Here is a 20,714-nt window from a genome sequence, read left to right as displayed (position 1 = left end):
CATATGAAAAAACAATACTTTGGTACTGATGGGATTCGTGGAGAAGTAGGTAATTTTCCGATTCTTCCGGATTTCATGATTCGCCTTGGATATGCTGCTGGCCTTGTGCTTACTCGGCAAGCTAAGCCTGGTGAACGCTGTACGGTATTGATTGGTAAAGATACTCGCGTCTCTGGTTATTTGTTGGAGTCCGCATTAGAGGCTGGCTTTGTCTCTGCTGGTGTCGATGTTCTTTTATGTGGTCCCATGCCAACTCCAGGTGTTGCTTATCTCACTAAGGCTTTACGTTTATCTGCCGGAGTCGTGATCTCCGCCTCGCATAATTTGTATCAAGATAATGGAGTGAAGTTTTTCTCCGCACAGGGCGATAAGCTCTCGGATGACTTTGAGCTCGCGATTGAGGCTGAGCTGGAAAAACCATTGGGCTGCCTGAGTTCCGAACATTTAGGCAAGGTATCTCGTTTGAGTGCCCCAGCTGGACGCTATATTGAATTTTGTAAATCGACTTTTCCAGATGAGCTGAACTTGCGTGGCATGAAGTTGGTGCTTGATTGTGCTAATGGCGCGGCTTACCAGATTGCCCCCAATGTCTTTCGGGAGCTTGGCGCTGAAGTGATTGCGATTGGCGTAGAGCCCAATGGGCGCAATATTAATGATCAGTGTGGTGCAACGGCACCGAGCGCTTTAATAGCCAAGGTGAAAGAGGTGGGCGCGGACCTCGGGATTGCCTTAGATGGTGATGCGGACCGTTTGCAGATGGTGGATCAAACCGGTCGCTTGTTTAATGGCGATGAATTGTTGTATGTACTGGCCAAGGATCGACTCGATCGCGGAGCACCACTGGGTGGCGTGGTGGGTACCTTAATGACCAATTTAGCCGTAGAAAATGCGATTAAGGGATTGGGCATTCAATTTGAGCGTGCCGCAGTAGGTGATCGTTATGTACTAGAGTTGCTCAAGCAAAACTCTTGGAAGCTAGGCGGCGAGGGGTCTGGGCATTTGCTTTGCCTCGATCAGCACACGACCGGCGATGGCATTATTGCCGCCCTACAGGTTTTGGCTGCAATGAGTCAGCAAAAGAAAACCCTGGTACAACTCTTGGATTCAGTCGAGATTTATCCCCAGGTTTTGCTCAATATCAAAATGAAGCCTGGTTATGACTGGAAGGCCGATGAAAAGCTCAAGGCTCAAATTGCTCAAGTTGAGGCTAATCTTCTGAGTACCGGTAGGGTGCTGATTCGTCCATCTGGTACCGAACCTGTATTAAGAGTCATGGTTGAGGCTCAGGATCAGGCTATCGCTCTCAAGAGCGCAAAAAGCATTGCTGATTTAGTCCCCAATGTCTAAAACTGCATTCTGAGGCCCAAAATCCCAGATTTAGGCCTTTTTGATGACCTAATGTCATAAAAGCGTCATACGTAAATCGTATCGTCCATGTGTTGTTATCTCTCGATTTCTCTACAAGGACGTCCTCAAATGAAACTCTCTTTTAAGCAGGCTTTAGTTGCTGGAGCCGTAGCATTATCAGTATCTTCTGCTGCAATGGCTACCGAAATGACCGGTGCTGGCTCTTCTTTTATCTACCCAGTACTCTCCAAATGGGCTGAGGCTTACAAAGCTAAAACTGGTAACAGCTTGAACTATCAATCGATCGGTTCTGGCGGTGGTATCAAGCAAATTAAAGCGAAGACCGTCGATTTTGGTGCAACTGATGCCCCAATGAGCTTTGAAGAACTCCAAGCTGGTGGCATGGTTCAGTTCCCAGCCATCATTGGTGGTGTAGTACCTGTAGTCAACATTGACGGCATCAAGCCAGGTCAATTGAAATTGTCTAGCGACGTTCTCTCTGATATTTTCCAGGGCACTTTGACTAACTGGAATGACAAGCGTATCGCTTTGTTGAACCCAGGCGTTCAGATTCCTGCTGGTGAAATCACTGTTGTAACCCGTGCCGATGGTTCAGGTACCACTGCAATCTTTACAAATTACCTCTCTAAAGTTAACAAGAGCTTTAAAGATGCTGTAGGTTTTGGCTCTGCTGTTAAATGGCCAGCTGCTTCCACAGTAAGCGGTAAAGGTAACGAAGGTGTTGCAGCTAACGTAAGCCGTATCAAGAATTCAATCGGTTATGTTGAGTTTGCTTACGCTAAGAAAAACAACATGAGCTACACCCAGATGAAGAATGCGGACGAGAAGTTCGTATTGCCTACCGCTGCTGCATTTGCTGCTGCTTCTGCTGGTACTGATTGGTCTAAGTTCCCAGGTATGGAAACATTCATTACCAACGCTCCTGGTGCTGCTTCATGGCCAATTACTGGCGCAACTTTCGTTGTCATTTACAAAAAGCCTGATAACAAAGCAAATGCTGCTGAAGTGATCAAGTTCTTTGATTTTGGTTTCAAAGATGGCGGCAAGATGGCTTCTGAACTCGATTACGTTCCAATGCCTGAAGCAACAACCAACTTCATTCGTAAGAGTGTTTGGTCACAGGTTGATGTTAAGTAATTCTTAATAGAATAAATTCGGCCCCAAAGTAATTTGGGGCCATTTTTATCTTCACGCAATACATATAAAGTCAATATGCAATCGACATCCTCCACACTAGGTCTACCAAGCGCTAAAGCGGTTCAGATCGCCCGTAGGCAGCGTATCCAAGATTTTCTCTTTCATGCCATCACCCAATTCTTCTCGATGTTGGTGTTATTTGTTTTGGCTGGAATCATCGGATCTCTTTTGATCAATGCATGGCCAGCTTTAAAGACATTCGGCCCTGGATTTTTCTTGGACGACGAGTGGGATATTGTTAACGATCAGTTTGGCGGTTTAATTTCGATCTATGGAACACTCGTTTCATCGATTATTGCTTTGGCAATTGCTGTACCCCTCAGTTTTGGCATCGCTGTGTTTTTGACAGAGATGTGCCCAGATTTTTTGAAGCGTCCCTTAGGTACTGCTGTAGAGCTCTTGGCCGCTGTGCCATCGATTATTTACGGTATGTTTGGTTTATTCGTATTCGCTCCTATCTTTGGCGACTATGTTGAGCCTGTACTTCAGGCCACGCTCGGAAAGATCCCGCTCTTAGGGATTCTTTTCTCAGGCCCGACCAACGGCATTGGTATGTTGTGTGCTGGCCTCATTCTGGCCATGATGATCCTGCCATTTATTGCATCCGTGATGCGCGACGTATTTGAAATCGTCCCCCCAGTCTTAAAAGAGTCAGCTTATGGTATCGGCTGTACGCGCTGGGAAGTAGTTACCCGAATTGTTTTGCCATACACCCAAGCGGGTGTCGTTGGCGGTGTCATGCTCGGCTTGGGTAGAGCCCTGGGTGAAACCATGGCCGTTACCTTCGTGATTGGTAATGCGAGCCGCATCTCGCCATCTTTATTTGCTCCCGGCAGCTCAATTGCTTCGACCTTGGCTAACCAATTTGGTGAGGCGGATGCAGGATTGCATTTCTCATCACTGTTTGCCTTAGGTTTGGCGCTGTTCTTTATTACCTTCGTGGTATTGGCTTTAGCTAAGTGGATGTTGCTCAGTATGGAAAAAGCTAAAGGAGTCAAATCATGAGTCAAATCGCCAATATTAATCAAGCCGTTTTTGCTCGTCGGCAGCGGACCAACAAAATCGGTCTTACTTTGTCTATGCTTGCCATGACTTTGGGCATGATTTTCTTGATTTGGATTTTGGCAACCCTATTTATTAAAGGTTTTGCTGCGGTTAATCTCAACATGTTCACGATGAGTACGCCTGCACCGGGCTCAGAGGGTGGGGGCTTGGCAAACGCCATCGTTGGTAGCTTGATGTTGATCGTGTCTTGTACATTGATTAGTACTCCCGTGGGCGTGCTTGCTGGTTTGTATCTTTCTGAATACGGTGATCGCAGCAAGATTGCAGCGGTAACCCGTTTTGTGACCGATATTATGTTGTCGGCTCCATCGATTGTGATTGGCTTGTTCGTCTATGCTTTATTTGTGGCGCAAGTAAAGCACTTCTCTGGTTGGGCGGGAACGATTGCGTTGGCTTTAATTGCGGTTCCAGTAGTAGTTCGTACTACCGAGAATATGTTGCGTTTGGTTCCAGGCAGTTTGCGTGAAGCCGCCTATGCCTTGGGAACGCCAAAATGGAAGGTGGCCTTTTACGTCACCCTACGCGCTGCCAAGAGCGGCATCATGACTGGTATCTTGTTGGCTCTGGCCCGTGTCAGCGGTGAAACAGCGCCATTGTTGTTTACTGCATTGAACAATCAGTTTTTCTCTACCAATATGAATGCGCCGATGGCGAACTTGCCAGTGGTGATTTTCCAGTTTGCGATGAGCCCTTATGACAACTGGGTTGACCTAGCGTGGGGCGGCTCTTTACTCATTACGTTTGCAGTGTTGGGCTTGAACATCCTTGCCCGTGTGGTATTCCGTGAGAAAGCGCAAGGATGAGTGATATGAAAACAATGTTCAACTTAAATCAGATTGATAGTGAAGGCTTAGGGAGTAAAGTGAATATGAATACAGAAAATAATTCGCAATCTAGTGAAGCAGTCAATGCCCTAGAAATCCGGAATCTCAATTTTTATTACGGTTCTTTCAAGGGCCTAAAAGATATCAATATGAATATCGAAGAAGGCAAAGTGACTGCCTTCATTGGACCTTCTGGTTGCGGCAAGTCGACTTTACTGCGCACCATGAATCGCATGTATGACCTTTATCCAGGTCAACGTGCTGAGGGTGAGATTAATTTCTACGGCAACAACATTCTGAATCCTGGTCAGGATTTGAATCTATTGCGTTCCCGCATTGGTATGGTTTTCCAAAAACCTACCCCATTTCCAATGTCCATCTACGAGAACATTGCCTTTGGTGTGCGTCTCTATGAAAACCTCAATCGCTCCGAAATGGATGAGCGCGTCGAGTGGGCTTTGAATAAGGCGGCCTTGTGGACCGAAGCCAAAGACAAGCTGAATCAAAGCGGTTTGTCCCTCTCTGGTGGTCAGCAACAGCGTCTGTGTATTGCTCGTGGTGTTGCGGTGAAGCCTTCCGTCATTCTCTTAGATGAGCCTACCTCCGCTTTGGACCCAATTTCTACCGGCAAGATCGAAGAATTGATTTCTGAGCTGAAAAACGATTACACCATTGCCATTGTGACCCACAATATGCAGCAGGCAGCGCGTGTATCGGATTACACTGCCTATATGTATCTTGGCAGCTTAATTGAGTTTGGTAAGACCGATGAGTTGTTTATTAAACCTAAGCGCAAAGAAACAGAAGACTATATTACCGGCCGCTTCGGTTAATTGGAGATGAATATGCCAGATAAACACCTATCGTCACAGTTTGACGCCGATTTAAATTCCTTGTCTAGTCGCCTCCTCGAAATGGGCGGCTTAGTTGAGTCCCAAATCGCTACTGCGATGCGTGCTTTTACTCAGATGGATCTCGAAACCTGTAATGTCGTGATCGAGAATGAAAAGCTCGTCAATGATTTAGAGATTCAGATTGACTCAGCTTGTACCGAACTCATTGCCCGTCGTCAGCCGATTGCCCGCGACTTGCGTCTAGTGATGGCAGTGTCTAAAGCGATTACCAATCTAGAGCGTGCTGGTGATGAAGCAGAGCGCGTAGCTAAGCGTACCAAACGATTAATTGAGGCTGGCGCAAGCCACAACATTAATGTTTCAGAAATTCGTCTGTCAGGTCAAATGGCAATCTCGCTATTGCGTCGAAGCTTGGATGCGTTCGCGCGCCTCGATACGATTGCGGCTGCTGAAGTAGTGGAAGAAGATCGTCAAATTGATGAAGAGTTCAGAGGCTTTGTGCGCAAGCTTATTACTTATATGATGGAAGATCCCCATACGATTACAACAGGGCTGGATATGCTGACGATTGCCAAGGCGATTGAGCGGATTGGCGATCATGCTAAGAACATTGCGGAGTTTGTAATTTATATCGTCAAGGGTGATGATGTTCGCCATATCCCGCATGCAGATTTATTGCGAGCGGCCACCAAAGAGTAAACAAGCGACTACACGGAGCCTTTGATGACTCACCGCATACTAATTGTTGAGGATGAGCCTTCTATCGCAGAGTTGATTGCGGTGAACTTGTCACATGCTGGTTATGAAGTAGAAAAAGCAATGCAAACCGATCTCGCCATGAATGCCATGCGTGAGAATCTACCTAGCTTGATCGTGTTGGATTGGATGTTGCCTGGTAAATCTGGCGTGCAATTTGCAAAGGAGTTGCGTGCAAACGAGCGGACCCGTTCTTTACCCATTTTGATGCTTACTGCTAAGAGTGAAGAGGCCGACAAGGTCTTGGGTCTTGACTCAGGTGCAGATGACTACGTGACCAAACCTTTTTCGCCCAAAGAGCTGGTTGCTCGCGTGAAGGCATTATTGCGTCGCCAGTCTCCAGTTCAAGATACTGGGCCATTGAGTGTAGGCCCCTTGAAACTGGATCCGATTTCCCATCGGGTCTTAGCACTCAGGCCAAATGAAGAGTCCAAGCCTATTCCGCTTGGACCAACTGAATATCGATTGCTACAGTTCTTTATGGCTAATCCAGAGCGCGTGCATTCTCGTGCGAACCTACTGGATAAGGTCTGGGGCAGTGAGGTCTACATCGAAGAGCGTACCGTAGACGTCCATATCAAGCGCTTAAGGGCTGCTTTAGCCCCTTTGGACTGCGACCGCTTTATTGAGACGGTACGGGGTAGTGGCTATCGTATTACTAAGACCCCAACCGAAACTTAAAACCGGTTTCTGACCCCCATGAAGTCCTTTTTAGGGCTTTTTTACGGGATGCAATAAGATGGCAGCATGTTAACTGCCTTATCCCGATTTAGCCTCCTATTGGTTGTGGCGATTGTTGCCGCTTATCTTGCCTTAATTCATTGGGGGGCATACTTTGGCATCGCAGCAGCAATCGCCGTCCTCTCCATTCCCCTGATTTATTCCTATATCAATCTGAGCCGCCTCGGTAAATACCTAGCTGCGGATAACATTGAAAATATGCCACTTCCCACCGGCTTTTGGGAGGATGTCTTTTTCAGGTTACAGCGTCTGGTTCAGGGTCTAAAATCGCGCGCTCAAGCAATTGATCAGCAACACAATCGCTTTATTGAGGCCTTTCAGGCATCTCCCAATGGCATTGTGATGCTCGATGATGAAGATCAAATTGAATGGTGCAACTCTTTAGCAGAGACATTCTTCGGTATTCATTTTCGGCGCGATGCCCGTCAACGGATTAACTTTCTGCTGAGGAGACCTGAGTTTATTCAATATCTGGGTAAGCGGCAGTTTGAGGAATCGATCATTATCGAAAGAATGGGGCCGGATAGTAATTTAAGTTTATTAATTCAGGCCTTTCCTTATGGCGAGAAACGCCACCTATTACTGATACAAGATGTCACTGATTTGCAAAAAGCAGATGCGATGCGGCGTGATTTCGTGGCCAATGTATCTCATGAGATGAGAACGCCCATTACGGTATTGATGGGGTTTTTAGAGACTGTGCAATCGATTGATCTTGATAAGCCGCAGCAAGATCATTATTTTGATTTGATGATGTTGCAGGCGCAACGCATGAAGAGTTTGGTAGAGGATCTCTTAACCTTGGCCAATCTAGAGGCAAATGCCGCTCCTGCATCGACCCAGGTGGTGCAGCTTAATACCTTGATGGCACTCATTAAAAACGATGCGGAAGCACTGTCGCAGGGTAGTCATAGTTTTAGCTTTGAACAAAAAACCAGCCAGAATCTTTTTGGTGATGAGCGCGAGCTGCTCTCTGCATTTAGCAATCTCGTTTCTAATGCGATCCGTTACACGCCGCATGGTGGTTCGATTAGTGCGCGGTGGGGATTGAATGAGCAGGGACAGGGAGAGTTTTCGGTAACCGATACTGGACCCGGAATTGCTTCAGAGCATTTGCCCAGATTAACCGAGCGTTTCTATCGTGTGGATCGTAGTCGCTCACGGGATACTGGCGGCACTGGGTTGGGCTTGGCGATTGTGAAGCACATTGCTAATCGACATCAGGCACAGCTATTAATTGAGAGTACGCCAGGCAAGGGCAGTACGTTTACTTTGCGCTTCCCTAAGGAGCGGATAGCCAATACTGAGTCTGACTTATTCTCAGCTATTGAGGCCTAATCTCAGGCTTAGTCTTTCTTCTTTTTCTTCTTTTTCTTGGATTCTTTTGCAAGCTTTTCTGGCTTGCCATTGGCGTAAAGACACCAGACTTTAATTTCTTCTAGTAATTCAACCAAGTCCTCGTAGGAGAGTTGCTTAAAATCAACGAGGCTGATAGCCCCAGATTCTTGCAACTGTCTTACGGCATCTTCGTACTTATATTGGCTCATAAATTGGATAAGCAAAAGCTGTCATGATTAAGGATGAGCAGATCCTACCAAACTAATATGACAAAAACTCTATTTTTGGTCTAGAAAGCCTCAAAATAGGGGTTTTGGGATCATGAACCCTATTGCTCTGGTGGAATTTCAGAGCCGAGTTTGCTACCCGTTAACTTGCGTGCCAAGCGTTCACAGGGGCCGCCTAAGATGAGGGCTAGCAATATAGCGCCAAGGGATAGAAAGCCAACTGCAAACTCACCAGCACCAAAGGCTGCGCCAATCAAGGCGCAAGACCAAATGCTAGCTGCAGTGGTTAGACCATGAATCTTTTGCGAAGTGCCTTCTTGGATGATGACACCCGCTCCCAGAAATCCTAAACCAGTAATTAAACCTTGCAATACATGGCTCACAGCCTGGGCATCGTAATTCGGGATTTGACTATTCAGCATCAGTGCAGTTGCGGCACCAACCGACACTAATGCGTGTGTTCTCATGCCGGCAGATTTGTGGTGAAGCCAACGGTTGAGTCCAAGAATGCTCCCAACCACTAAGGCCAAGCCTAAGCGCAGGGCAAAATCCCATGAAAAATCCCAATGTGCCATTTTCTGCCTTTTCCAAGGTGTAGATTAAATACAACTCTATTTGAGTTTAGCCTAAGTTATCAGAGGGCTTTAAGCATTAAGACAAAGCAGTCATCAAAGCGCCATGCCGATGTCACGCTAGTGAGTCAAACTCTGAATCAGTTCAACCCAGCAGGAGATTGTGATGAAAAAAATGATCTTGAAGTACTGGCAAGCTTGGTATGAGGCCCGCATCCATTACGCTAATAGGTTTTTACACCATCAACTCGGTAGCTAGGCCACCAGCTATTGCGGGTTCAGATTTTCTGGAACTAAGAGTGGTCTGAAGCTAAAGGGGCTTGACTTGCTATCGTCGACAGTCACTTCGACAGCTTGCACTTCATCTGCCCCCATGACTTCCAGGCGATATACATTTTCTAGAACTCGTCTGCTGCTATCCAATAGCGGTTGGTCGATTCTCAGACGATGGCTATCACCATGTATGAGCAGAATAGGGAGGGTGGTTTTCTCTGCCAAAGATCTGAATTGACTCAAGGTGTCTACAAAGCCGCTATTTTGGTTGTTCACGACGCCTGGTGGCGAGTAAAACATATCCGCTTGGAATGCAAACACAATGCCTGCGGCACTTTTCTTTTGCGCCAGCTGAAAAGCATATTCAATCCAAGCCAAATTGGCAGTATTGCGTTCAAGATACTCTTGGGTTGATGCTGGCGTTCTCTCGTAATTATTATTTGAGCCCGGAATGTGCAGACTCACAAATACAAATTTCCCCTTCACCCACAGTGAGTTCTCTACAAATTTTGCAAACTGGGGCATGACATCCGATTGCCGAGTGAGTGTCATACGACGCTTGCCAAAACTGTGTTGATCCACGAACTGAGTTTTCCGAATGCGATCCAGTCGCTCGATGGGATCATAGCTACCTGCTAAAGTGCGATGGCAATCGGTCCACTCGTTATCACCAATGCTATAGATCAGCGGAGCATCGAAGGAGTTAAAGTAGCCTGTGGTCTTCTCCATATACTCATCTGTGCAAGGTGTTTCGCCCGACTTGGTATCTCCCACAAAAATACTGAACGTCGGTTTATCGGCGTTAATTGCTTTAATCAGGCGCTCATAACGGACAAAGTCTTTCGGCAAGGAATAGGGCATATCGCCCAGGGCGACAAAGCGAATCGATTCACCATACGCAGTAAAGGCTATAAAAAGCAGGGATAGAGGGATGAGATTGGCTAGACGGGGCATTCAATAATCCTATTTAAGATATAGCATTACCATAATGCAATCTCAGGGATTTTGCAGTATTTGTCTGGCTTGTCATGTAGCTGTCACGCAAGCCATTTACATTGAAATGGTTGGGCAGACAGCTGCTTGACACATGCTTGTTCCTATGCAATTTTGCCCAGAGAAATCTGGGCATTTTTTTAATCTGTACGAATCGTAAAGTAGCCGAATGAAACGCTTGCTGTATATATTGCTCATATGCTTGAGTCTGTGGAGTGCGTTTGCCTCCCCGCAAATGGCTTCTGCTGAGACTGCCAACCCCGATTTTGACCTTAAAGTCGCAGTAAAAAGGGCAGGAGATGCTTTTCAGGTTTCAGCCAGCTTCCTGATGCCCGCTACCGAATGCCAAACCTATACGATGCTGACCGATTACGAAAGCGCTGCCAAGATTCCGGGCATTAAGAAGTCGGTGGTTATTAGCCGAGACGGTAATAAAGTTCAAGTTGAGCGGGATGTCAAAGAGAGAATCCTGCTATTTCCGATTAATCTCCACTCCATTGTGGAGTACGAAGAGACTCCCACTAATTTGCTGACTTTTCGTCAAGTTTCAGGGGATGTCGATTACTACCGGGGAACCTGGAAAATTCAGCCTGAAAATAATGGGGTAAGAGTGCTGTATCAGAGCGAGTTTGCCATTGATACCCTGGTACCAGCCTTTGTGGCGCAATACTTTATTAAGAACAATATCCGCAGTCGCTTTGAAGCAATGGCGAGCAATTTTTACCAGAAGAAGGACGCCCTAGGGCAGTTGGCTTGCAATTAAATGTCGTCAGCAAGTTTGTCATCAAAGCTTCACCATTCTGAAATATCCCCTTTGTACGATGTCACAAATCTATAAATTGAGGGGGCGGAATGAACAATGTGAGCGACACCATCATGGGTCAGGATCCAGAAAAGAGGGATGCCCTTTTGCGCGCCTCTGGCCTAGATGTAAAAGAACAAATGTTGCAAGCGCGCTCCCAATTGCTGAAAGACAGACTCGTTTCTTTTTTGGTCGATAGTCGTTATGCTTTGAAAATTGACGAAATCATTTAATTCTCACAACTCATGAAATCTTACAACGTCCTATTTTTATGCACCGGCAATTCCTCACGCTCTATTTTGGGTGAGGCCCTCACAACGACTCTGAGTCATGGGCAATTTATCGGATATTCTGCCGGCTCAAAACCGATGGGTACGGTTAATCCGATTGCACTACAGTTGGTAAAGGATATGGGCTATCCCCTAAATTTACTGCGCAGCAAAAGTTGGGATGAGTTCGGCAGAGAAGGAGCTCCCCATATGGATTTCATCATTACAGTGTGTGATGAGGCCGCAGGTGAAGAGTGCCCCTATTGGCCCGGCCATCCTTCCACAGCCCATTGGGGATTTCCCGATCCGTCAACAGTCGAGGGCTATGAAGCTCAGCTTCAAGCCTTTAGAAAGGTGGAAATGGGTCTGCGTAACCGCATCGAGCATTTAATCAATCTGCCGGTCGATAAGCTCGACCACCTTGAGATCAAAGATCACTTGCATCGTATTCATCAGCAATTTCAATAAGACCATTCTGGGGCTGTTAATAAGCGGTATGATGGAAAAAATCCATCTATCGGAGTCCGCATGTCAGTTGCAAAGAAGGCTAGTGAGCATATCCCCCAAACTAAGATAGCCATTCTCAATTCGATTGAGTCATTCAAAAATCCCCGACCATCGATTAAAAAACGCATCTCTGATGGTAAGGCGCTCCGCAAAAAAGTGAGCTTTGAGCAACAGGGCATTTATACGCCTTTGCAGCATCGTCTTGATCCCATCATCATTCTTGAGAGGCAAGCCAAAAGTCGTATTAAAGAGTTGATTCCGATTCGATATGAGCGCATGTTGCAGTCACCATTTGCCTTTTTTCGAGGTGGTGCAGCCATCATGGCGCAGGACTTGGCAAACCAGCCCACCACGAATGTGACCGTGCAACTCTGCGGTGATATGCATGTCTCTAACTTTGGCTTGTTTGCGACCACCGAGCATCGGCTGGTTTTCGGCATCAATGACTTTGATGAAACACTGCCTGGAAGTTGGGAGTACGACATGAAGCGCCTAGTTGCTAGCGCTGTGATTGCTTGTGAAACACTCGGCGGTGATGAAAAAACCAGCAAGTTACTGGTTCAAAGAATTACTTCTGAGTATCAAAAGCGGATGGCTGAATATGCCCAGATGCCCTATATTCAAATTGCTCAGCAATTTATCGGTGAAGAGGATATTCGCAAACACTTTAGCAAGTCTCATCAAAAAACCTTAGATGCTTTTTTGAAGCAGACCAAAGGACAAACCAAGATTCAGGTGCTACAAAAATTAACCACCTTGGTGGGTAAAGATCGCAAGATCATCAATCAGCCACCCTTGATTCAGCACTTTTCTCCGCTGTTTAAGGGGCGTCCAGTGATGGATTTGGTGAATAACGCTTTAATGAATTACTCCAGTACCTTATTGGCCGATAAGAAAGTGCTATTCGAGCGTTACTCATTAAAAGACTTTGCACGCAAGGTGGTTGGAGTCGGTAGTGTGGGCACAAACTGTATGGTGATTTATTTTGAAGGTGATTCACCAAACGATCCTTTGTTTTTGCAATACAAAGAAGCACAGCATTCAGTGCTAACGCCATACCTTGGCCAATCTGTGTATAAAAATATGGGTCGACGGGTTGTATCTGGCCAGCGCTTGTTGCAGGGTGCACCAGACATCTTTCTGAACTACGGAGACCTTGAATATGAAATTGGCAGTAGGCAAGGTTTCTATCTACGACAGTTACGGGATATGAAGGGCGGTATTGTCTTTGGTCCTGATGGAGTGTCGCTAAAGAATTTTCCGGATTACGCTCGTCTGTTTGGTTGGGCTTTAGCATTAGGGCATGCGCGCTCAGGAGACTCAGCAGTCATCTCAGGCTACTGCGGCCAGTCCAAGAAACTTGATGAAGCTTTGTATCGATTTGCTAAGGCTTATGCAAAACAAAACCAAGCAGACTATGAGCTCTTTTGCAAAGCGGTTAAAGCAGGGCGCCTACCAGTAGCTCAGCCCAAAGCACAGGGTGCTAAGTCGAAGTAAATCAGATGTCTTATTCCTGCAATATTTGCTGGTCAAAATGGCTACGTGAATACCTTAATTGCCCCAACTGTATCTGTTATTACTTGCCCTAGCTGTTTGGTTCAAGAGCCTGTCGAGATCCCCGATGGATCAATGCACCTTTACCGCTGTAAAGCTTGTAGCACCATCCTTAAGCCCAAATCGGGGGATTGTTGCATCTTCTGCAGCTTTGGCAATACTGACTGCAGTAGTTCCGAGAAAAACCTCGCAGCCTAGTCCTGATGCAGTAGACTTGGCGGTAGTTTCATGAATGTGTCATTTTTTTACATAAAATAGTCACATTCATCTGGTTTTTTCTTTAAGGAATCTCTTTGGCAGCTAACCCAGTCGAGCTTATCCCCGGCGCAAACGATCTTGTTGCGGCGGTTGACCTAGGCTCAAATAGTTTTCGGATGCTGGTAGCCCAAGTTGTTCATACGCCTTCGGGTACCCAGTTACGACCTATCGACACCCTGCGGGAGTCGGTTCGATTGGCAGCGGGTCTGACCGAAAATAAATTATTAGGGAATGATGCCTATCAGCGGGGCCTCTCTGCAATCCGTCGCTTTGGCGAGCGGATTCGTGGCTTTGACCCCAGTAAAGTCAGGGCAGTCGCAACCAATACCTTGCGGGTGGCTAAAAATGCCCAAAACTTTGTCAGTGACGCGCAAGAAGCTCTAGGTTTTCCGATTGAGGTGATCGCAGGCGTTGAAGAGGCGCGCTTGATCTACATTGGTGCCGCACACGAGGTTTCTGCAGTCCAAGGCAACCGCTTAGTAGTCGATATCGGCGGCGGCTCAACCGAACTCATTATTGGTAAAGGGTATGAACCTAAACTGATGGAGAGTTTATATATTGGCTGCGTATCGCATAGCATGCGTTTTTTCCCCAGAGGAAATATTGATGCTCATGCTTTCAAAGAAGCTGAGCTCGCAGCTCGTCGCGAACTCCAAGTCATTTCTGGAAACTATTTGAAGAGTGGCTGGAAGCAAGTGATTGGGTCTTCAGGTACTGCACGGGCTCTGGCTGACATCATTGCAGAAAATAATTTCAATGGGCAGGGCGATGCTCTAACTATGGGTCGAGTCAATGCTGGCAGCGGCTTGATTACGCGTGAAGGTTTGCGTGCCATGAAAAAACATCTCCTGAAATATGAGCATGTAAATGACATACAGCTTGGCGGTCTTAAAGATGAGCGCCGCGGGGTTTGGCCTGGCGGCTTGGCAATCATGCTGGCAGTCTTTGATGAGCTCGGCATTGAGACAATGGAAGTGACTGATGCTGCCCTAAGGGTAGGAGTCTTATACGATCTATTGGGCCGTTCACAACACTCTGATATGCGCTATGTCACGGTAGAGCAGTTTATGCAACGCTATACCGTTGATCGTGAGCAGGCCACCCGAGTCGGTAATTTAGCGGCTGAATTTTTAGACCAATTACCCAAGCCAGAACTAGAAAGTCGTGCAGAAAATATTGCTCTCTTACAGTGGGCTGCCAATTTACATGAGATCGGTCTATCCATCTCGCATAACGGCTATCACAAGCATTCTGCATATATCGCTGGTAACGCTGATATGCCTGGTTTCTCCAAAAATGATCAGGCGCGTCTTGCGGCTTTGCTCATTGGCCACGCCGGTAAATTGGGTAAGCTTGCTAGCAATGCGAGTTTTCAGGATTGGCGCATGCTGTTTTGTCTGCGCTTAGCCCAAGTTCTCTGCCGTGGCAGAAGTGATGCCAATCTTCCTAAAGTAAAAGTCTCTGAAAATGACGGCTCTTATTTAGTGAGCTTATCTCGGGAATGGGCAGGTGCGCATCCCCTGACTGAATTTAGCTTACTAAAAGAAGCGGCCGAATGGGAGCGTATCGGCCGCACATATCAGCTTGACCTCAAGTAAAGCAGGTCAAGCTGGATTAGATATTCAGAAAGTGTTTCGCGTAACGCGGATTGATTTCAGACAGGCGCAACATCGTCAAGAGGTCAGCAGTATTGAAATCAGGATCCCAGGCTGGAGCGCTACAAATCTTGGCGCCCAACTTCAGATAGCCTTTAATCAATGGTGGAGGCTCAACATCCAAGCCGCCGTTGAGTTTGTCTAATGGCAACGGTAGGCGAGGGAAGGCATGGTTCTCGGTAGGGGCCATTTGCTCTTCTGAGAGGGAGTTATAAAGACTCGCTGCAAAGTGACCGCCATCTGCCATTGGGATACTGGCGCAACCCAGCATGATTTCATATTGATGCTTTTGCATGTACTGCGCCAAACCACTCCACAGGGACATAATGACGGCGCCAGAACGATAGTCAGCGTGCACGCAAGAGCGTCCCAATTCAACCATCTTTGGACGTAAGTGATTTAAACGGGACAGATCAAACTCAGAATCAGAGTAGAGGCGACCAATTTCCTGGGCCTTATGGGGTGGCAGAACACGATAGGTACCTACTACCTTTAAAGTCTCTTGGTCACGTATCAACAAATGGTCGCAATAGGCATCGAATTCATCCACATCAAGACCTTCGCTGTTTTGGGCTAGGTTCGCACCCATTTCCTCAGCAAACACCTTATAACGCAATCTCTGCGCTTCTTTCACCTCATTGGGTGTCGTAGCCCAAGTAATCTGAAAAGCAGGGCGCTTCGGCTTGCTCACTGGCTTAGCTGCAACGTGATCTTGAGTCGCTGGGGTCAAGGCGCGGGGCTTGAGGGCAAATTTCTTACCAAAGAGCTTCTTGGCAATCTTCTTAGAAAATAGCTTCTTTAGAGGGCGTAACTTACTGAATTTCTTAGGCATATCTTCGAATCTGGAATTGAAGATATCAAAGGCCGCTAGTGGATTTGGAATGTCGGACATAAGGGTAGACCTTGATCGTTTAGTAAATAGGATCGTATTACGGTTTTATTACAGTTTTGAGACAAGGGGCGCGCAGACCCCTAACCAGATCAAAACAGCCACTAATAGGGCCAGCATGACAGCTGCTGAGCCAAAATCTTTGGCTCTTTTGGATAAATCGTGGTGTTCAAAGGAGATTCGATCAATCGCTGCTTCCACGCTGGAATTGAGGAGCTCCACAACCAAGACCATGATGATCGAGCAGATCAGAGCTACTTTTTCCAGAATGCTGACGTTCAGAAAGAGGGCAATCGGGGTGCAAATAATCAGCAGTGTTAATTCCTGCCTAAATGCACTTTCTTCTTTAAAGGCATAGACCACCCCGCACCATGAATTCTTGGCGGCATGCCATGCTCTGGTCAGCCCCTTATTGCCTTTGTGGGGGTTTTGGTCGATGTGATAGCTACTCAAAGCAATCCCCTAAATAGAGTGTGACAGTGCTGGACTAATTGCTAGGTGAATCACTCAGGCAAGCGCGGTCACATGCACTTCGGTAGAGGGCACCGGCTTAAGGTGGCGTGCAAATTGCTCAGAGGCAGCGCGCCAGGAGAATTTCTCAGCATGGGCTCGGGCAACTTCACGGGGGATCGTCAGAGCTTGCATGCAAGCTTCGCGCAAATCCTCGTTCATCGCGCCAGCCGGAGAGTCACCCAAGACATCAATTGGACCGGTCACTGGGTAGGCAGCGACGGGAGTACCGCAAGCCATTGCCTCCAGCAAGACCAAACCAAAGGTATCGGTTTTACTAGGGAAAACAAATACATCCGCTGCTGCATAGACTTCGGCTAACTCATGTTGATTGAGAACACCCAAATAATTGACTTCGGGATACTTGTGTTTGATCCCTTCCATGGCCGGACCATCACCAACTACCCATTTGGAGCCAGGCAAATCAATTTCTAAAAAGGCGTTGATGTTCTTTTCTACTGCTACGCGACCAACATACAGAAAGATTGGGTGAGCAGAATTGAGCCGCTTAGACTCTTGCATCTTGAAGATATCCAGATCAACCCCTCTGGACCAAAGCACCACATTCTGAAAGCCATACTTTTCTAAATCCTGCTTAACCACCACAGTTGGGGCCATCACTGCCATGGAAGGCTTATGGAACCAACGCAAGAAGGCGTAGGTCAAAGCCAATGGAATACCGGTACGGGCTTTAACGTACTCTGGAAAGCGGGTGTGATACGCAGTAGAGAGGGGCAACTTGTTCTTGACGGCATAAGCGCGCGCAGATAAACCTAAGGGGCCTTCAGTGGCGATATGCATTGCATCGGGGGCAAATTCTTTAATCTTTCTGGCAACAGTCTTGCCCGGGAATAAAGATAAAGAAATATCGGGGTAAGTAGGGCAAGGAATAGTCTTGAAATCATTGGGGGTGATCATTTCGACTTCGTGACCCATGCCAATCAGTTCTGCCCGCGTTTGCTTTAGGGTTCTCACAACACCATTGACCTGCGGATCCCATGCATCGGTGATGATCATGATTTTCATAGTGTTGCCTCTTTAGCAAAGTTGGGAATCAGTTGACCCAAAGCGGGTTCATTGTCGGTTTCTGCAAAGCTGTCTACCGGCTCGCCTTTAATAAAGGGCCAGTGCACAATCTTGAGTTCACCTTCATGTGTCTCAACTAAGGCAGTGAGGCTTTCGACCCAATCGCCATCGTTGCAATACAGCAGGCCATCGATTTCCCGAATCTCTGCTTTATGAATATGGCCACACACGACACCATCACAACCGCGTAAGCGGGCTTCGCGCGCCATGATGTGTTCGAAGTCAGCGATATAGCTGACTGCATTCTTGACTTGGTGCTTCAAATATTGGGAGAGGGACCAATACTGCAGACCCATCTTGACCCGAATCATATTGAAATAGCGATTGACGTACAAAATGAAGGAGTAGAGGGTATCGCCGACATAAGCGAGCCATTTGGCGTACTGCATCACGCCATCGAATAAATCCCCATGGGTGACCCAGAGCTTTCGACCATCGAGGGTAGTGTGGATCACTTCCTCAACGACTTTGACATCACCAAAAGACAGGCCAAAGAACTGGCGTGCGCTTTCGTCATGATTGCCGGGCACATAGATTACCTCAGCTCCCTTACGAGCTTTACGCAGTAGTTTTTGAACTACGTCATTGTGGGCTTGTGGCCAGTAGAAGGATTTCTTAAGGCGCCAACCGTCGATAATGTCACCAACCAGATAAAACTGGTCTGCTTCGTTATGCTTTAAGAAATCGAGGAGGTAGTTAGCTTGACACCCTGTTGTTCCGAGGTGCACGTCTGAAATCCAGATAGCGCGGTAATGCATCATGAGGTTGTATTAAGCCCTCCCTTCATGAAACGATCGTGACAGTTTCATGTCACTTTTGTGACTTGCTTTATATTGATACCTGTCATGAACTACACAACACAAACAAAGCAAACCCCATACATCCTGCGCTTGGGATTGTGGTTGCTGATTGTTCTTCACACCATTCGGGGAGTGCTGACACTCTCGATCTTATTTCCTTTTCTGAATCGACAGCAAAAAGACCATCACATCCGCCGATGGTGCAAAAGGCTGCTGAAAATATTTGGTCTGCATCTGACGGTGGAGGGGGGTGAGCTCCTGCCAAGCACTCCTTACTTATTGGTCTCGAATCACATCTCTTGGATCGATATCCATGTCATTAATGCATTTAAGCCAGTGCGTTTTGTGGCTAAGTCTGAAGTAGCCTCATGGCCCATCTTCGGTTGGATGGCAAAACAACTGGGCACTGTGTTTATTCGCCGCGATAGCGCTAGGCATGCCCGTCAGGTCGTAGATCAAATGGCTGATGTTCTCAAAACAGAATCGGTCTGCATCTTCCCAGAGGGAACCTCATCTAGTGGCGAGAGCGTTTTGCCCTTCAAGCCCAATCTGTTTGAGCCTGCTGCAATCTCCGACACTCCAGTTTGGTCATTGGCGATTTCTTACCATTCGCGTAAGACGGGCGAGCGGAGTTTGGCAACTGCCTTTATTGGTGATATGGGCCTAGTTGAATCGATGGCCTTGATCCTCAAAAGCCCTGATCTGGGTGTGACGCTGCATTTCTTGCCACCCTTAAAAGCCGAGGCAGGTCAAGTGCTGGATCGAAAGCTCCTCTGCCAGCACAGCTATCAGCTGATCTCTGCCGCTATATAAGCAATACAAATGCGGTATGTAACAATATTGACACTTTCCTCAGATAAAAACACAGAGGACAAAGGGCAAAAAATGAGCGCTAAACATCAAGAGATGGCTGAGTGGTATCAACGTGCGCAAGAAGAGATTCTTGACAGCATGGATGAAGAACTAGAGATGGAGATGGACGATGAGCGTCTCTCCGCCGACTCTGGCACGACTTCTTCTATTCCAAGACAAACCTATTTCAAAGAACTGTTTCGTCTTCAGGGCGAGCTGGTGAAGTTACAAGACTATGTCGTCGCCAATAAGCTGAAGGTCGCAATACTGTTTGAGGGGCGTGATTCAGCAGGTAAGGGCGGTGCAATTAAGCGCATTACCCAAAGACTCAACCCGCGCGTTTGCCGAGTTGTTGCATTACCAGCACCGAATGAGCGTGAGAAAACCCAGTGGTATTTCCAGCGCTACATTTCTCAACTGCCAGCCGGCGGAGAAATCGTCCTCTTCGATCGCAGCTGGTACAACCGCGCTGGTGTTGAACATGTAATGGGATTTTGTACAGATGCAGAGTACGAAGAATTCTTAAGAACGGTGCCTGATTTGGAGCGCATGATCATCAACTCCGGAACCATTTTGATCAAGTACTGGTTCTCAATCTCCGATGAAGAGCAGTACAACCGCTTCATGATGCGCATTCATGATCCACTCAAGCAGTGGAAGTTAAGTCCTATGGACTTGGAGTCACGTCGTTTGTGGGAAGCCTATACCAAGGCGAAGGAAACCATGTTGGAGAGAACCCATATTCCTGAAGCACCATGGTGGGTGGTTGCCGCAAATGATAAGAAAAAAGCGCGTCTGAATTGCATCAATCACTTGCTTTCACAGATTTCTTATACCGAAATTCCGCATCCAGAGATTCATTTGCCTGAGCGAGTACACAACCCAGACTACCTGCGCGGCCCCGTCCCGCCTGAGATGTACGTCCCAGAGGTTTACTGAAACTCAGGAAATTGCCTGCACTATCGATATCCGTGTAAAATATCGATTCCGTCGGAGTGTAGCGCAGCCTGGTAGCGCACCTGCTTTGGGAGCAGGGGGTCCAAGGTTCGAATCCTTGTACTCCGACCACTTTCTCTATTTAGTCCTAAACTAATACCAGCAATCTGCCTATAGCTCAGCTGGATAGAGCAACGCCCTTCTAAGGCGTAGGTCGCACGTTCGAATCGTGCTGGGCAGGCCAATTTGCCCCATTTAATACTATTTCAGGCTGGTCGATTGTGGTCTATTGACTCAATCATGGTCAAGCTTTGCTAGCGTGAGGGTGCCCTTGAGTCTAGCGTGGAGGATCCTGTGTGACTATTAGCGACTCGGCGACTTTAATGAA

General features: G+C 47.2%; 23 protein-coding genes and 2 tRNA genes. 18 read left to right on the top strand and 7 right to left on the bottom strand.

From position 1 onward, the window contains the following. Window positions 1-3 precede the first annotated feature (3 nt). The 8 genes from glmM to phoR all read left to right on the top strand — a co-directional run bounded on the left by glmM (window position 4) and on the right by phoR (window position 8,143). Complete coding sequence (gene glmM, locus ICU98_RS05315) at window positions 4-1,347, top strand: phosphoglucosamine mutase (RefSeq protein WP_215351064.1); 1,344 nt, start codon at window positions 4-6, stop codon at window positions 1,345-1,347. A gap of 129 nt (window positions 1,348-1,476) precedes the next feature. Next, entirely contained in the window at window positions 1,477-2,505 is a 1,029-nt protein-coding gene (pstS, locus tag ICU98_RS05310; RefSeq protein WP_215335749.1) for a phosphate ABC transporter substrate-binding protein PstS, read from the top strand. A 75-nt stretch (window positions 2,506-2,580) separates the two neighbouring features. Then, on the top strand, window positions 2,581-3,570 hold the full coding sequence (pstC, locus tag ICU98_RS05305; RefSeq protein ID WP_215335748.1) for a phosphate ABC transporter permease subunit PstC: 990 nt from the start codon (window positions 2,581-2,583) through the stop codon (window positions 3,568-3,570). After that, on the top strand, window positions 3,567-4,433 hold the full coding sequence (gene pstA / locus ICU98_RS05300; RefSeq protein ID WP_215335747.1) for a phosphate ABC transporter permease PstA: 867 nt from the start codon (window positions 3,567-3,569) through the stop codon (window positions 4,431-4,433). The genes pstC and pstA overlap by 4 nt, the downstream gene beginning before the upstream one ends. A 65-nt stretch (window positions 4,434-4,498) precedes the next feature. Continuing rightward, a complete protein-coding gene (pstB, locus tag ICU98_RS05295; RefSeq protein ID WP_215353137.1) occupies window positions 4,499-5,287 on the top strand; it encodes a phosphate ABC transporter ATP-binding protein PstB in 789 nt (262 codons plus the stop codon). 12 nt (window positions 5,288-5,299) lie between these two features. Then, window positions 5,300-6,007 carry a phosphate signaling complex protein PhoU gene (gene phoU, locus ICU98_RS05290; protein WP_215335745.1) on the top strand — a complete coding sequence of 236 codons (708 nt, stop codon included), beginning with the start codon at window positions 5,300-5,302 and terminating at the stop codon, window positions 6,005-6,007. 24 nt (window positions 6,008-6,031) lie between these two features. Next, window positions 6,032-6,745, top strand: coding sequence for a phosphate regulon transcriptional regulator PhoB (gene phoB / locus ICU98_RS05285; protein WP_215335744.1), 714 nt, complete (start codon window positions 6,032-6,034; stop codon window positions 6,743-6,745). A gap of 66 nt (window positions 6,746-6,811) precedes the next feature. Then, on the top strand, window positions 6,812-8,143 hold the full coding sequence (phoR, locus tag ICU98_RS05280) for a phosphate regulon sensor histidine kinase PhoR (protein WP_215351061.1): 1,332 nt from the start codon (window positions 6,812-6,814) through the stop codon (window positions 8,141-8,143). An 8-nt stretch (window positions 8,144-8,151) separates the two neighbouring features. On the opposite strand, the gene ICU98_RS05275 is transcribed toward phoR, so the two are convergent. The 3 genes from ICU98_RS05275 to ICU98_RS05265 form a co-directional block, all read right to left on the bottom strand. Continuing rightward, complete coding sequence (locus ICU98_RS05275) at window positions 8,152-8,352, bottom strand: hypothetical protein (RefSeq protein ID WP_112204274.1); 201 nt, start codon at window positions 8,350-8,352, stop codon at window positions 8,152-8,154. A gap of 119 nt (window positions 8,353-8,471) precedes the next feature. Next, window positions 8,472-8,945, bottom strand: coding sequence for an MgtC/SapB family protein (locus ICU98_RS05270; RefSeq protein ID WP_215335742.1), 474 nt, complete (start codon window positions 8,943-8,945; stop codon window positions 8,472-8,474). Window positions 8,946-9,209: 264 nt separating this feature from the next. Next, entirely contained in the window at window positions 9,210-10,169 is a 960-nt protein-coding gene (locus ICU98_RS05265; protein WP_215351058.1) for a hypothetical protein, read from the bottom strand. Window positions 10,170-10,377: 208 nt separating this feature from the next. Between ICU98_RS05265 and ICU98_RS05260 the strand changes: the two genes are divergently transcribed. The 6 genes from ICU98_RS05260 (at window position 10,378) to ICU98_RS05235 (ending at window position 15,196) form a co-directional block, all read left to right on the top strand. After that, on the top strand, window positions 10,378-10,971 hold the full coding sequence (locus tag ICU98_RS05260; protein ID WP_215351055.1) for an SRPBCC family protein: 594 nt from the start codon (window positions 10,378-10,380) through the stop codon (window positions 10,969-10,971). Between the two features lie 89 nt (window positions 10,972-11,060). Further along, window positions 11,061-11,243: a hypothetical protein gene (locus ICU98_RS05255; RefSeq protein ID WP_215351052.1), complete on the top strand. Its 183-nt coding sequence runs from the start codon at window positions 11,061-11,063 to the stop codon at window positions 11,241-11,243. A 12-nt stretch (window positions 11,244-11,255) separates the two neighbouring features. Continuing rightward, window positions 11,256-11,747, top strand: coding sequence for an arsenate reductase ArsC (locus ICU98_RS05250; RefSeq protein WP_215351049.1), 492 nt, complete (start codon window positions 11,256-11,258; stop codon window positions 11,745-11,747). A gap of 60 nt (window positions 11,748-11,807) precedes the next feature. Beyond that, complete coding sequence (locus tag ICU98_RS05245) at window positions 11,808-13,283, top strand: DUF2252 domain-containing protein (RefSeq protein ID WP_215351046.1); 1,476 nt, start codon at window positions 11,808-11,810, stop codon at window positions 13,281-13,283. A gap of 132 nt (window positions 13,284-13,415) precedes the next feature. Continuing rightward, window positions 13,416-13,538 (top strand): GDCCVxC domain-containing (seleno)protein, encoded by a 123-nt coding sequence (locus ICU98_RS05240; protein ID WP_305120694.1) that lies wholly within the window; start codon window positions 13,416-13,418, stop codon window positions 13,536-13,538. Between the two features lie 176 nt (window positions 13,539-13,714). Beyond that, window positions 13,715-15,196 (top strand): Ppx/GppA phosphatase family protein, encoded by a 1,482-nt coding sequence (locus tag ICU98_RS05235; RefSeq protein ID WP_215353136.1) that lies wholly within the window; start codon window positions 13,715-13,717, stop codon window positions 15,194-15,196. A 16-nt stretch (window positions 15,197-15,212) separates the two neighbouring features. Here ICU98_RS05235 and ICU98_RS05230 read toward each other — a convergent pair whose 3' ends face one another. Genes ICU98_RS05230 through ICU98_RS05215 form a run of 4 tightly spaced genes read right to left on the bottom strand, consistent with a single transcriptional unit; the run spans window position 15,213 to window position 18,499 of the window. Then, on the bottom strand, window positions 15,213-16,145 hold the full coding sequence (locus tag ICU98_RS05230; RefSeq protein WP_215351041.1) for a GNAT family N-acyltransferase: 933 nt from the start codon (window positions 16,143-16,145) through the stop codon (window positions 15,213-15,215). 48 nt (window positions 16,146-16,193) lie between these two features. Beyond that, window positions 16,194-16,595, bottom strand: a complete 402-nt coding sequence (locus ICU98_RS05225; RefSeq protein ID WP_215379211.1) for a diacylglycerol kinase — start codon at window positions 16,593-16,595, stop codon at window positions 16,194-16,196. Between the two features lie 54 nt (window positions 16,596-16,649). Further along, entirely contained in the window at window positions 16,650-17,678 is a 1,029-nt protein-coding gene (locus ICU98_RS05220; RefSeq protein WP_215351038.1) for a glycosyltransferase family 1 protein, read from the bottom strand. Next, window positions 17,675-18,499 (bottom strand): UDP-2,3-diacylglucosamine diphosphatase, encoded by an 825-nt coding sequence (locus ICU98_RS05215; protein WP_371818420.1) that lies wholly within the window; start codon window positions 18,497-18,499, stop codon window positions 17,675-17,677. Before ICU98_RS05215 ends, ICU98_RS05220 begins: the two co-directional genes overlap by 4 nt. A gap of 84 nt (window positions 18,500-18,583) precedes the next feature. Between ICU98_RS05215 and ICU98_RS05210 the strand changes: the two genes are divergently transcribed. The 4 genes from ICU98_RS05210 (at window position 18,584) to ICU98_RS05195 (ending at window position 20,570) form a co-directional block, all read left to right on the top strand. Next, entirely contained in the window at window positions 18,584-19,351 is a 768-nt protein-coding gene (locus ICU98_RS05210; protein WP_215351036.1) for a 1-acyl-sn-glycerol-3-phosphate acyltransferase, read from the top strand. Window positions 19,352-19,423: 72 nt separating this feature from the next. Continuing rightward, on the top strand, window positions 19,424-20,329 hold the full coding sequence (ppk2, locus tag ICU98_RS05205; protein WP_215335734.1) for a polyphosphate kinase 2: 906 nt from the start codon (window positions 19,424-19,426) through the stop codon (window positions 20,327-20,329). A 52-nt stretch (window positions 20,330-20,381) separates the two neighbouring features. After that, window positions 20,382-20,458 (top strand) — tRNA-Pro (locus tag ICU98_RS05200). 35 nt (window positions 20,459-20,493) lie between these two features. Then, window positions 20,494-20,570 (top strand) — tRNA-Arg (locus tag ICU98_RS05195). Window positions 20,571-20,714 lie beyond the last annotated feature (144 nt).

It is taken from the genome of Polynucleobacter sp. MWH-P3-07-1 (assembly GCF_018687555.1).
Lineage (GTDB): Bacteria > Pseudomonadota > Gammaproteobacteria > Burkholderiales > Burkholderiaceae > Polynucleobacter.
Note: the sequence above shows the minus strand (reverse complement) of the source record. Positions and strands in the feature narration are given on the sequence as shown.

Coding starts and splice junctions, on each gene's coding strand:
- phoU (WP_215335745.1), top strand. CDS start 5,300: ATGCCAGATAAACACCTATCGTCACAGTTTGACGCCGATTTAAATTCC.
- phoR (WP_215351061.1), top strand. CDS start 6,812: ATGTTAACTGCCTTATCCCGATTTAGCCTCCTATTGGTTGTGGCGATT.
- ICU98_RS05245 (WP_215351046.1), top strand. CDS start 11,808: ATGTCAGTTGCAAAGAAGGCTAGTGAGCATATCCCCCAAACTAAGATA.
- phoB (WP_215335744.1), top strand. CDS start 6,032: ATGACTCACCGCATACTAATTGTTGAGGATGAGCCTTCTATCGCAGAG.
- ICU98_RS05275 (WP_112204274.1), bottom strand. CDS start 8,352: ATGAGCCAATATAAGTACGAAGATGCCGTAAGACAGTTGCAAGAATCT.
- pstS (WP_215335749.1), top strand. CDS start 1,477: ATGAAACTCTCTTTTAAGCAGGCTTTAGTTGCTGGAGCCGTAGCATTA.
- ICU98_RS05270 (WP_215335742.1), bottom strand. CDS start 8,945: ATGGCACATTGGGATTTTTCATGGGATTTTGCCCTGCGCTTAGGCTTG.
- ICU98_RS05240 (WP_305120694.1), top strand. CDS start 13,416: ATGCACCTTTACCGCTGTAAAGCTTGTAGCACCATCCTTAAGCCCAAA.
- ppk2 (WP_215335734.1), top strand. CDS start 19,424: ATGAGCGCTAAACATCAAGAGATGGCTGAGTGGTATCAACGTGCGCAA.
- ICU98_RS05260 (WP_215351055.1), top strand. CDS start 10,378: ATGAAACGCTTGCTGTATATATTGCTCATATGCTTGAGTCTGTGGAGT.
- pstB (WP_215353137.1), top strand. CDS start 4,499: ATGAATACAGAAAATAATTCGCAATCTAGTGAAGCAGTCAATGCCCTA.
- ICU98_RS05235 (WP_215353136.1), top strand. CDS start 13,715: ATGCTGGTAGCCCAAGTTGTTCATACGCCTTCGGGTACCCAGTTACGA.
- ICU98_RS05250 (WP_215351049.1), top strand. CDS start 11,256: ATGAAATCTTACAACGTCCTATTTTTATGCACCGGCAATTCCTCACGC.
- ICU98_RS05210 (WP_215351036.1), top strand. CDS start 18,584: ATGAACTACACAACACAAACAAAGCAAACCCCATACATCCTGCGCTTG.
- ICU98_RS05255 (WP_215351052.1), top strand. CDS start 11,061: ATGAACAATGTGAGCGACACCATCATGGGTCAGGATCCAGAAAAGAGG.
- pstA (WP_215335747.1), top strand. CDS start 3,567: ATGAGTCAAATCGCCAATATTAATCAAGCCGTTTTTGCTCGTCGGCAG.
- ICU98_RS05220 (WP_215351038.1), bottom strand. CDS start 17,678: ATGAAAATCATGATCATCACCGATGCATGGGATCCGCAGGTCAATGGT.
- glmM (WP_215351064.1), top strand. CDS start 4: ATGAAAAAACAATACTTTGGTACTGATGGGATTCGTGGAGAAGTAGGT.
- ICU98_RS05230 (WP_215351041.1), bottom strand. CDS start 16,145: ATGTCCGACATTCCAAATCCACTAGCGGCCTTTGATATCTTCAATTCC.
- pstC (WP_215335748.1), top strand. CDS start 2,581: ATGCAATCGACATCCTCCACACTAGGTCTACCAAGCGCTAAAGCGGTT.
- ICU98_RS05265 (WP_215351058.1), bottom strand. CDS start 10,169: ATGCCCCGTCTAGCCAATCTCATCCCTCTATCCCTGCTTTTTATAGCC.
- ICU98_RS05215 (WP_371818420.1), bottom strand. CDS start 18,499: ATGATGCATTACCGCGCTATCTGGATTTCAGACGTGCACCTCGGAACA.